Origin of the sequence: Halomonas citrativorans (genome assembly GCF_014898005.1) — a bacterium.
GTDB lineage: Bacteria > Pseudomonadota > Gammaproteobacteria > Pseudomonadales > Halomonadaceae > Vreelandella > Vreelandella citrativorans.
Genome location: NZ_JABUYX010000018.1, coordinates 1 through 11,684 on the forward strand (window position 1 = coordinate 1; position 11,684 = coordinate 11,684).

Here is an 11,684-nt window from a genome sequence, read left to right on the forward strand (position 1 = left end):
ACATCAATGTCCAGCACCTGATTCATGTGCCTGGAGATATCCACCACGATGCCATCGGTAAGCGACTGACCGTTGGTACCGGTGCCGCCGCCTCGTGGCGTTAACACCACCTCGCGGTAAGGCGCTTCAGCAGCCAGTTTGGCCAGGCATTCCAGGTCTTCAGCATGGCGGGGAAACACCGCCGCCTGGGGCAGACGCTGATAGATCGAGTTGTCGGTTGCCAGCACCGTGCGGTGGGCATAGTCAGGGGCAATCTCGCCATCGAAGCCGCGTGTTTTAAGGGCTTCCAGAAAGCGCAGGTATACCGCGCTAACACCTTCACCGGCTTCCATTGCGATCATGCGCTTAGCGTCTCCAGCGCCTGTTCAATAAGGCTTAGACCTTCTTTTAATATTTCTGGCTCAGTGGTGAGCGGGGGTAATAGACGTAGAATATTGCGTTTGCGTCCGCTGGGCATCAGCAGAACACCGGCGTTACGTCCGGCGGTTAATAGAGCTGCCAGATGCCCGGCACCTGTGGCATTTTGCGTATCGTTAAAAACAATGCCTCGCATCGAGCCAATACCTGTCATGGCTCCCAGCATAGGAAAACGGCCGCTTGACTGCCACGCCTGGTAAGCCTCAACTATCAGTGCTTCCTGCTGCTCTCCCCAGCAAGCAAGCTCCTTTTCCTGCATGATGTCCATGACGGCCAGTGCGGCTGCGCATGCCACTGCATTGCCTGAGTATGTGCCACCCAGCGCACCTTTGGGTAACGCATCCATCAGCTCTACCCGCCCCGCTAACGCCGCCAGTGGCAACCCCGAGGCGATGCTTTTGCCCATCAAAAGAAGATCTGGCTCAACGCCTAAATGTGAAAAGCCAAAGCGCTTACCACTACGCCCGAATCCTGATTGAATTTCGTCAAATATTAGTATGATGTTGTGTTGATTACAGATTTCGCGCATTGCCTTGGCGAACTGAGGGCACAGTAGACGAAAACCACCCTCTCCCTGGATGGGTTCGACGATCATGCAAGCCACTTCATCGGCGGGTATTTCAACTTCAAATAGCCGTTCCAGCGCGGCCAGCGCCTGTTCATCAGTCACGCCGCTGTCACGGCTTGGGAACGGCAGATGGTAAACCGGGCCCGGCAAGGCGCCAAGACCCGACTTGTACGGTTTCACTTTGCCATTTAAGTTCAAGGCAGCCAGCGTTCGACCATGAAAAGCGTCGTCAAAGGCTATAACTGCTTGTCGTCCAGTGACCCCCCGGGCAACTTTAAGAGCATTTTCAGTTGCTTCCGCACCACTATTGGTGAGCATACAAGAGAGCGGATAAGAAACCGGTACAAACTGGTTTAACGCGTCGACTACCGACAGGTAACCGCGATGTGGCACTGCGTTAAATGCAGAATGCATTAACGTTTCTACCTGGCTTTGAACGGCTTCCACTACTGCCGGATGGCTATGACCAAGGTTAAGAACACCAATACCGCCGATAAAATCGATATAACGCTGCCCCGATTCATCCCAAACCTCCGCATTACGCCCACGGGCTATACAAATCGGGTGCAAAACGCCTAACGCAGCACTCACATGAGAAAGTTCCATCGCCATTATTTTCCTGCCGTTCAGGGGTGAATGGCGTTATCAAAGCAAATTACCAGACAAGACCACAAACGAAAAAAAACGCTTAACGCATGCCAAATTGGAATGTATAAGCAGACAAGCACGCACTTTAAACCGCCATATCGAAAGGCAGGTCAAAAAAAGGAATGGATAATGTCTATAAAATAGCAGAGTAACGCTACAAGCTTTCCAGCAAACGCAGGATCATCTGCGGCTGCTGGTTGGCTTGGGCAAGAATCGCCATGCCCGCTTGCTGGAGAATTTGTGCGCGGATCAAGTTGGAAACTTCCCGGGCGTAATCCGCATCCTGAATGCGCGACTGGGCCGCTGATAGATTGACGATATTGTTGTTGAGCCCGTCGATGACGCTTTCAAAGCGGTTTTGCATCGCACCAAAGTAGCTACGCTGGCGATCCACCCGCTTAATGGCGTCGTCCATCACCTCCATCGGGTTGGACGTACCATCCGAAAGCACGCTGAAGTCACTAAGCCCCAAGGCATTACGGCCCATGCCTTCCATGCGAATGCTGATGGTATTGCCTGAGTTGGCCCCCACCTGGATAGTGAGATCGCGCTTCTCAAACAGATCAATGCCGTTGAAGCTACTCTGCCCGGCGACACGGTCAATTTCGTCCAGGAGCCCGTCGATCTCGCCCTGAATGGAAACGAGATCTTCATTGCTATTAGTGCCGTTAGCGGCCTGCACGCTCAGCTCACGAATGCGCTGCAAATTATCATTGATCTGATTCAGCGCGCCTTCGGCCGTTTGCACCAGCGAAATTCCATCATGGGTATTACGAATGGCCTGATTCATGCCGCGGATTTGCGCGTTCATACGATTGGCAATCGCCTGCCCGGCTGGGTCGTCCTTGGCGCTATTAATACGCAAGCCCGACGATAGCCGCTGCATAGAGGTCTGAATCGCTTGCTGGCTACTGCGCAAATTGCTCTGCACCCGTAGCGAGGTCACATTGGTATTTAGGCTGAACAATTCAGGCCCTCGTTAAGTGCAAGGCGCAATACGCAGGTCTGACTTGCCAATAACGACGTCAGTGACGTATTTATCGGCCTGAACGGGTAAAGCATTAATTATTTTTACCGCTCATGCTTTATCGTTAATGAGCGCCCACTAGCGGCCAACACTTCATCGATAGGGAGCCTGACGTAATCATACTCAAGGTATCCCTGATCCATTAACTCGCCATTCCACGCCACAATATCCAGATCCATGGTTCGTGGGCCTGATTTATTCAGACCTCGTACGCGACCCAAGCGGTTCTCGACCGCTTTTAAATACAGCCGAAACGCTGCATAGGGAAGCGGCGTGCGCACCAATAGCGCGGCATTGAGAAAATCGGCCTGCTGTAAAAAGCCAACAGGGGAGGTACGGATTGGCTGAGAGTGCGTGACCAGGTCGCATTCGCTGTTTAAAAGAGACAACGCTCGTGTGACATTCAGCTCAGGTTCAATATTCGAGCCTATCGAGATTAGGCATTCATGCAGCCGTGTATCTCGCCCGGCTCGTAACGCCGTTGTTGACATAACGATTACTCAACTAGAGAGAAGTCGAAATATTCTTAATCACTGTAATGATCATACCTCAGACTAGCGCTATGCTCTAAGTGTGCAAGCAACCAAACAACTAATAACAAACGCAAGATAAACGAAGCACGCCATATAATGATTAAAGACAGGGATAACAATGACGACTAAAGCAGCATTAGTGACCGGGGGTGCTACCCGTTTGGGACGGCATTTTTCAGAAGCATTAGCAGAAGCGGGATACGATATTGCACTCCACGTTAATAGCTCACGAGATGAAGCTGAAGAGGTAGCACACACTATCCGCAGCAAAGGGCGCGAGTGCGAAATACTGCCCTGTGATTTTTTGCACGATCCGCTGGATACACTGATTGAAGCCGCTATACGGCGCTTTCCGCATTTAGATGTGCTGGTTAATAGCGCCTCCACTTACCAAGCCGCATCCATTGCTCAAACGGACATGGCACTCCTGGAGACGCAGTTTCGCGTCAACCTATTTACCCCGCTGTTGTTAATTCAACATTTTGCTAACGCGGTGTCTAACGGCTGTGTGGTGAATATCATTGACAATAAAGTGGCCTATCATCAATACCCTTATGCGGCGTATTTGTTGTCTAAAAAGGGGCTGAAAGAGATGACCCAAATGGCCGCACTCGAATTCGCACCGCGTATCCGGGTCAATGGTATTTCCCCCGGCGTAGTACTGCCCACTTCCCAGCGTAGCCACGACTATATTGCATGGCGTCTGGAAGGCATCCCCCTTAACCGGCAAGGAACGCCCGCCCATTTAACAAAGACGCTGTACTACCTGCTGGAAAACGATTTTGTTACCGGCCAAGTGTTATGTATCGATGGAGGTGAGTCGATCTACCTGGAAGGCAGGCATTCGGAGAACTATCTAGAGTAACAACCAAATTAACAGCCACTCCAAAACATTTTTAACAACGTAGAACGCAGTGGGGCCGCCCAAAGGCGGCCCCAAAACGCAAAGTAGGTGTGCTAACGCTTAAGCATTAGACATCGTCACCCGTGGGTAGATTTTGCTCAGTCGTCTCACTAGACTTATCTTTCCGGCGAGGTGAAAAACGGTCATCTACCTCACTTTCACCTGCCTTTGGCTGCCCAGCAGGGCTACCGTCGATAGTAAAGTCCTGTTGCATAATGCGCAGGTTGGCAGGCGGCGCTGAACCGGACTTGTCCTGACCGAAGTACATCGTGGTATGCGGGAACGGTATCTCAATGCCCGCCTGATCAAAGCGCAGCTTGACCAGACGATTATACGCCCGACCAACACCCCACTGATCGCCCGGCGTGGTTTTGATAACCACACGAATATTGACGGCGCTGTCGCCCAGGCTTATAACACCGGCGACCGTCAGATCAGCAAGGATCTTGTAGCCATACTCTTCGCTGGCTTTCAGATCATTAAAGGCAAGCTGGAGCTGCTCAATCGCATCGTCAATGCTCTCACGATAAGCAATGCCGTACTCCCCAACATGGTTACCGTAGTCGCGCATGTAGTTAGAAACGGTGTCAACGCTTGAGAAGGGAATGATGTGATAGGTGCCCGAAAGGTCCCGAATACCTACCGAACGAATGCTTAATCGTTCTGCAGTCCCGGTGATGCCCCCCAGCGTTACCACATCGCCTGTATTCATGGCATTCTCGATCTGAATGAAGACCCCGGTAATAACATCCTGTACCAGCCTCTGCGCACCGAAACCAATAGCTAAACCCAGTACCCCGGCACCGGCAATCAGCGGGCCGATGTTAATGCCGATTTCGGACAGTAGGATCATCCCGGTAATCGTGAGCATGGCGATAGCCAGCGCGTTGCGGAACAGGCTCAGCAGCGTTTTGGCTCGAGGAGAGGGCTCACCACCGCCGGTTTCCGGGTTGAGCTTATGCTCAATCAGGCTCGCAAGCCCTAACCACACGCCCAGCGCAACAATCAGAATCAAGGCAATGCTGACCAGTCGCCCTACCAGCATCGTTCCGCGTTCAGAAGCGTACCAATTGGCTAAATTGAACGCACCCCAGGCATCCAGCACCACCATGATAACGACGACCAGGATGATGGTGCGTAGCACACGCAGCGCGTTGGGAACGTAGCTGTTAAGACGCGGCTCAAGCAGCGGCAGCTTACGACGCAAATCGTCCGACAAGCGAATGCGATGCCCAATCGTTTGGGTCAGGAAAGTCGATACCAGAAGCCCTATAACCACCGCAGCCAATGTTTTCAGTGTTGCAAAAAGCACGAAAGGCAGTGCATCGCCAGGACGCGTCAGTATCAAAACGAAGACCATTAAGAAGTAGGTCAGCGCAAAAAAGTGCCAGGTACGTGCAAAGAGCTGAAGCGATACACGGCTTGCCACCATCGACGTATTGGCCGCCGCATCATTCAAGTGCCCCCGGATGCGAATACGGTTCTTGAGCACCACACTGACCGCATAAACAAAGGCCACAATCATAATTAATGTGCCAGCCGCTTGGCCTACGCTGGCAGCCAGGTAGAAATTGATCAGCGGCACGGCAACCATTAGTCCGTAACCGACCATGCCGATAAGACGTGCTATCCAACGGTTCCAGTAGGAGGCTTCACCGGTTGAAATTGGCAACAATCGCAGGCCTTCGTAGTGTGAGGAAAACAGCATCCGCATCACTGCTTTCATCAACTCAATGACCAGGAAAGCATTGAGAAACAGCGAGGCCCGTGTGGAAAGCTCGCCCGTTTCACCAATCGCGAACGTGGCCACCAGGTTACCGCCCACGTACGCAAGTCCCACCAATATAAAGTCAATAAGTGCCGCAATAATGACGCAGCAAATCAAGCGCAGCACTGGCGTCATTCCGGTGCCATTGAGCGACCATTTGCTCACCCGGGTAAAGGCAGACTTGGCCATCCGACGCAGTGCGAAGAAAATCACGAAGGTCGCAACGATCACGAGGCCCAGATTAATCGCGGCCTGGACGAAAGCTGACGAATCAAAAGCACTCGCGCCTTGCCCGGTAAACAGGTTACCCATGATGGAAAAAGCTTGCTCAATCTGCAGGCCAATATTACTGACAACATCGCTTGTCAGCTCTGCCAACTGGCGTGGCAATGAGACATCCTCTGGAGCCAAATCGCTTCCTTGAGCGGCGGCTTCAGGGGATAACTCAGCCTCTAAACCGGCGGGCAACGCGGATGCCTGTTGACGTAATACATCAATTAGCTCTTGGCGCGACTGCTCATTTTCGAGGAGATCAGCAAGCGCTTCGTAAGAAGCGGGCACTTCCGCTGGAGGCGATGCAGGATCACTTTCAGCCGTCGTCGTTTGGGCTAATGCTGGCGTGGCAAAAAACACAAGCAGTGTCATTAGCCAAATGCCTAGCCAGGGAAATATACGTAATGGCGTCACGCCTTAACCTCCATTTAGATAAATGCTTTATTAAATTTAATTGTTAGCCCGCTTTATGCAAACACAAATGTGCTCACCGAGCATGTTGATAACATACAAAGCCCACAGAGTAACATGGGAACATAAGATGATTTGACCGTTAACACTACGAATATGAGAAGTAGCAGCGCGTTACTTAATTTGACAAAGCGGCAATAGCCACTGGTGTGCCAGAACCAGCACAACCGCGTAGCGGGCGCCTTTTGCAACTAAAATCCATAAAAAGGCACGCCACCAGGGAAGCCGAAACAACCCGGCCAGTACCGTCAGTGGGTCGCCCACCACCGGCAGCCAGGAAAGCAGCAGGCTGGCCTCGCCAAGCTTGTGGTACCAGCGCTCGGCCTGGGCAAGGCGTTTAGGCGATGCAGGGAACCACCGGCGATCCTGAAACTGACGTGCATAGCGGCCCATCGCCACATTGACCAGACTGCCCAGCGTATTACCAGTGGTCGCTACCGCCCAGAGTAAAATAGCCGGCTCCCCCAAACACCAAAGTCTGGCAAGCCAAACTTCAGAGCCGCCAGGCAGCAGGGTCGCACTAACAAACGCAACAAGGAAAAGACTCAGCATGTAACGGGTAGCCGAACGTTACTGCGGCACCTGCCCCCCAAGTTGAGCGGTAATTTCATCGGCGACCTGGCGCACCAGCTTACCCAGCGCCAGCAGGCGTGCTTCAGGGATACGCGCCATGGGGCCTGAAACAGAAATAGCCGCCAGCGGCGTGGCGTGCTCGTCGAAGATACAGGCCGCGACGCAATGCAGGCCAATGGCGTGCTCCTCGCGGTCACAGGCAAAACCTTGATCACACACCTGGTGCATTTCGGCGGTCAGTGCGTCTGGACTGCACAGTGTATTGTCGGTAACACGGGTGAGTTCACGGTTATCCAAAAAGCGAGCGCGTTCGTCAGTGGGCATCCATGCCAACAGCGCTTTACCCACGCCAGAGGCATGCAGCGGGGCGCGTGAGCCCAAGCGGGTAATCATGCGCATCATTTGAGGCGATTCGTGCTGGGCCAGAAATACCGCCGTATCCCCATCGCGGATCCCTAAATTGGCAGTCTCGCCGGTTTCAGCGGTTAAGCGGCGTAGAAAGGGGCGGCTTGATGCCACCACATCGCGAGCTTCTAAAAAGCTGTTACCGATACGGAAGGTTTTGACGTCAATACGCCATAAGCCCTGCTCGTTCTCCTGGCTAACAAACCCCTGGCTTTGCAGAGCCTGGAGCAAGCGGTGGGTGGTAGAAGGGGCTAACTCGGCTTTTTCAGCCACGTCTGACAGCGCAAGCCCTAGTGGGCTTGCCGCTAAAAACTCCAGTAACGTTAAGCCGCGTACCAGCGACTGGCTATGCCCGCCACTCGCTTTAGCGGCATTTGCCGGACGCCCGACCGTCCTACGCTTGGCTTCACTCACCCTGCTCTCTCCTAAAGGCGTAAAGAGTAACAGGATAACGTGCCGCAAAGGCCGCTGTCGCGTTTACGGAAACGAATTCCACTAATGGAGGAAGCTAGCGAATGGCAGAACATCGCTATAGATAGAAAACGGCCACAGGCGTGGCCGCCGACATTACGCCACTCCTTGGCGCCGCTATCAGGCCTTCTCGCGATGGTTATAACCCAGCGGATGGGGCTGGCCACGCTCTTTGGCAAGATCAATTTGGCGCTGACGCTCACGGGCGGCGGCGCGAGTTTTCTCGGGCAGCGAGTTGATGCAGTGTGGGCAGCTAATCCCAGGCTCGTAGGCTGATGACTGCATGTCGTCTTCGGAAATCGGCATACGACAGGCGTGGCACTGTTCGAACAGGCCTTCACTCAGGTCGTGACGCACGGTAACGCGGTTATCGAACACAAAGCACTCGCCACGCCATAACGACTGCTCTTCCGGGACTTTCTCCAGATAGTTCAAAACGCCGCCCTTGAGGTGGTAGACCTCGTCAAACCCCTCTTTGAGCATAAAGCTGGAGGCTTTTTCACAGCGAATACCGCCGGTGCAGAACATGGCGACTTTTTTATGCTTCTCTGGGTCGTAATGCTCACGCACGTAGTCGGGAAACTCACGGAACGTGGTGGTTTTTGGGTCAACCGCGCCTTCGAAGCTGCCAATCGCCACTTCGTAATCATTGCGAGTGTCGATCACCAGCACTTCGGGGTCTGAAATCACCTCGTTCCAGTTTTCAGGCTCAACATAGGTACCAACGGTGTTGTTAGGATCAATGCCTGGTACGCCCAGCGTCACGATCTCTTTTTTGAGCTTAACCTTGGTGCGATAGAACGGGGTTTCGTCGCAGTAAGACTCTTTATGGTCGATATCGGTCAAGCGCGGGTCAGCGGTCAGCCAGCCAAGCAGTGCATCAATACCTTCGCGAGTCCCCGCGACGGTGCCATTGATGCCCTCTTTAGCGAGCAGCAGCGTGCCTTTAACATCATGATCGACCATGGCTTGGCGCAGCGGCTCACGCAGCGCTTCAAAGTCATTTAACGTAACGAATTTATACAATGCTGCCACGACAATACGCGGCATATCGCCAGCTTCAGAAACAGGTGCAGACATAACAAGCTCCAGTAGTCACCCTCGTAAAGGGCGGACCGGGTTAATAAACGCGCATAGTCTAGCGCAAACGGCGCAGCGCTTGAATCCTGCCAGATTGACGCAGGTCACTCGCGGTTTAAAAATTCGTCGATTTAATCGACGTTATCGTGCAGAAACCTTCACCCCACGCCGTGCGGTTTCAGGCGTATATTGAGCGCATTCCTTCAACAGCTACTCCTTCAACACAACTGGGAGCACACCATGAAAATTCGTCGCGCGGATGAGCGGGGCTATGCAGACCACGGCTGGCTGCGTTCGTACCATACGTTCTCGTTTGCCAATTACCATGACCCCAAGCATATGGGCTTTCGCGCCCTACGGGTGATCAACGAAGACCGCGTCGCCGGTGGTCATGGCTTTGGTGCCCACCCGCACCGGGACATGGAGATTATTTCCTACGTGCTGGAAGGCGAAATGGAGCACAAGGACAACATGGGCAATGGCGAGGTCATGCGCCCGGGCGATGTACAGCGCATGTCAGCGGGCACCGGCGTTGTGCACAGCGAGTTTAATCACTCCAAAGAGAACGGACTGCACTTCCTGCAGATCTGGATTGAGCCCAAAGCGCTTGGCATTAAGCCCAGCTACGAGCAGAAAGCATTTCCAGCCGCAGGCCGCCAAAACCAGTGGCGCCTGGTAGCATCACAGCAGGGCCGTGAAGGCTCAGTGAGCCTGAACCAGGACGTTAATCTTTATGCAGGCTCATTTGATGCAGGCGACAGCGTCAAGACACCGGCTACGCGCTATGCCTGGCTACACGTGGTAAAGGGCGCGGTCGAGGTCAATGGTGAACAGCTCAGTACCGGCGATGCCGCTGCGTTTGAGCCTGGCGACGCGATCAGCGTGACCGGCCAGGATACAAGCGAAGTACTGCTGTTTGATCTTGCTTAGCCCTTTTACTCAGTGCTACCCGCCTTAACAACCCAAACGGCCCCCTTTCGGGAGCCGTTTTTTTACGCCATCAGCCCAGTGTTTTGCGTTGTCACCAAGCCTCGCAGCTGCCAATCAATCCTAGCTATTGTGCGCTGAGTAAAGTGCACGGATTTTCAGCGTGTGCTCTACCTGCCTCAATGCTTCCAGCGCTTGCGGACCGTAAGCTTTGTCGACATCAATGACCACATAGCCGACCTTATCGTTGGTCTGCAGGTACTGGCCCGAGATGTTAATGCCGTTTTCGGACAGCACGCGGTTAATTTCCGACAGTACGCCCGGCACGTTGTCATGAATATGCAGCAAGCGGTGCTTATCGGGGTGGGCAGGCAGCGCCACTTCGGGGAAGTTGACCGAGGTGATCGTGGTGCCGTTATCCGAGTAGGTCGTCAGCTTTTCGGCCACTTCAATACCGATATTTTCCTGGGCTTCGAGCGTAGAGCCACCCACATGCGGGGTCAGGATCACATTTTCCAAACCACGTAACGGGCTTTCAAACTCTTCATCGTTGCCCTTGGGCTCCACCGGGAACACATCCACCGCAGCGCCATTGAGATGGCCTGCTTTGATGGCATCCGCCAAGGGTTCAATTTCCACGACACTGCCGCGTGAGGCATTGATGAAGATGGCACCTGGTTTCATCGCAGCAATCTCTTTCGCGCCAATCATCCAGCGGGTAGAGGGCAAGTCCGGTACGTGCAAGCTCACCACATCCGAGCGGTTTAACAGCTCTTCAAGGCTGGTGACCTGGCTTGCATTACCCATGCCGAGTTTGGTGATGATATCGTAGTAGATAACGTTAAAGCCCAGCGACTCGGCCAGCACAGAAAGCTGCGCGCCGATGCTGCCGTAGCCAACAATACCCAGCGTTTTACCGCGTGCTTCGTGCGAGTTTTTGGCTGATTTCAGCCAGCCGCCCTGATGAGCACGGGCATTTTTTTCAGGAATGCCACGCAACAGCATGATCGCTTCTGCCAATACCAGCTCAGCGACCGAACGAGTATTGGAGTAAGGCGCGTTGAACACGGCAATACCACGTTTTAGCGCCGCATTCAGGTCCACCTGGTTGGTTCCGATACAGAAGCAGCCAACGCCGACCAGCTTCTCTGCCGCTGCAAACACTCGCTCATTAAGCTGGGTACGCGAGCGAATACCGATGAAATGTACATCACGGATCTTTTCGATCAACGATGCTTCATCTAGCGATGTCGGCAGATGCTCGATATTTTCATATCCGGCATTTTGAAAATTGTCCACCGCACTTTGGTGGACGCCCTCGAGTAGCAGGATCTTGATCTTGCTCTTTTCCAGGGACGTTTTAGCCATGGCTGAATCAACCTCTATGGTCGGCGGCGTGCGCCGTGTATCGGTTCACGAAAAGGCCGTATAGTAGCATACCGCACGCCCATCAGGCCGATACGAACTGATGAAATGTGTGCGTTATCAAGATGAAAACAGTGCAAGTCATACGCACAAAGCGGCCTGGGGCAGACGCCCCCCCCTGCCCTCGGTGTATACTGTGCGTTTGTCATGGCAGGCAACGCGCAGCCTTTTTGATGGGGCGCCAGAAAACAGTA

Annotated in this window: 11 protein-coding genes; 2 read left to right on the top strand and 9 right to left on the bottom strand. The window is 53.5% G+C overall.

The features are described 5' to 3' along the window. From INT20_RS13810 to folK, 4 genes are all read right to left on the bottom strand, one after another. The coding region (locus INT20_RS13810) for an FAD-binding oxidoreductase (RefSeq protein ID WP_193057122.1) at window positions 1-341 on the bottom strand (341 nt) is incomplete at its 3' end. Continuing rightward, entirely contained in the window at window positions 338-1,597 is a 1,260-nt protein-coding gene (locus INT20_RS13815) for a 2-aminoadipate transaminase (protein WP_226912182.1), read from the bottom strand. The genes INT20_RS13810 and INT20_RS13815, both read right to left, overlap by 4 nt. A 190-nt stretch (window positions 1,598-1,787) precedes the next feature. Then, entirely contained in the window at window positions 1,788-2,600 is an 813-nt protein-coding gene (locus INT20_RS13820; protein ID WP_193057123.1) for a flagellin N-terminal helical domain-containing protein, read from the bottom strand. A gap of 104 nt (window positions 2,601-2,704) precedes the next feature. Then, window positions 2,705-3,151 (bottom strand): 2-amino-4-hydroxy-6-hydroxymethyldihydropteridine diphosphokinase, encoded by a 447-nt coding sequence (gene folK, locus INT20_RS13825; RefSeq protein ID WP_193054073.1) that lies wholly within the window; start codon window positions 3,149-3,151, stop codon window positions 2,705-2,707. A 160-nt stretch (window positions 3,152-3,311) separates the two neighbouring features. Between folK and INT20_RS13830 the strand changes: the two genes are divergently transcribed. After that, complete coding sequence (locus tag INT20_RS13830; RefSeq protein WP_193057124.1) at window positions 3,312-4,058, top strand: SDR family oxidoreductase; 747 nt, start codon at window positions 3,312-3,314, stop codon at window positions 4,056-4,058. A gap of 106 nt (window positions 4,059-4,164) precedes the next feature. Here the strand turns inward: INT20_RS13830 and ybiO are convergent, their stop codons facing one another. From ybiO to trhO, 4 genes are all read right to left on the bottom strand, one after another. Continuing rightward, entirely contained in the window at window positions 4,165-6,552 is a 2,388-nt protein-coding gene (gene ybiO / locus INT20_RS13835; protein WP_193057125.1) for a mechanosensitive channel protein, read from the bottom strand. A 171-nt stretch (window positions 6,553-6,723) separates the two neighbouring features. After that, on the bottom strand, window positions 6,724-7,161 hold the full coding sequence (locus tag INT20_RS13840; RefSeq protein ID WP_193054076.1) for a YqaA family protein: 438 nt from the start codon (window positions 7,159-7,161) through the stop codon (window positions 6,724-6,726). A gap of 18 nt (window positions 7,162-7,179) precedes the next feature. Continuing rightward, a complete protein-coding gene (locus INT20_RS13845) occupies window positions 7,180-8,001 on the bottom strand; it encodes an IclR family transcriptional regulator (RefSeq protein WP_172116930.1) in 822 nt (273 codons plus the stop codon). Window positions 8,002-8,178: 177 nt separating this feature from the next. Further along, on the bottom strand, window positions 8,179-9,138 hold the full coding sequence (gene trhO / locus INT20_RS13850) for an oxygen-dependent tRNA uridine(34) hydroxylase TrhO (protein ID WP_172116929.1): 960 nt from the start codon (window positions 9,136-9,138) through the stop codon (window positions 8,179-8,181). A 240-nt stretch (window positions 9,139-9,378) separates the two neighbouring features. Here trhO and INT20_RS13855 point away from each other — a divergent pair, with 240 nt between their 5' ends. Continuing rightward, entirely contained in the window at window positions 9,379-10,068 is a 690-nt protein-coding gene (locus INT20_RS13855) for a pirin family protein (RefSeq protein WP_172116928.1), read from the top strand. 120 nt (window positions 10,069-10,188) lie between these two features. On the opposite strand, the gene serA is transcribed toward INT20_RS13855, so the two are convergent. Next, window positions 10,189-11,433 (bottom strand): phosphoglycerate dehydrogenase, encoded by a 1,245-nt coding sequence (gene serA, locus INT20_RS13860; protein ID WP_172116927.1) that lies wholly within the window; start codon window positions 11,431-11,433, stop codon window positions 10,189-10,191. Between the last annotated feature and the right edge of the window lie 251 nt (window positions 11,434-11,684).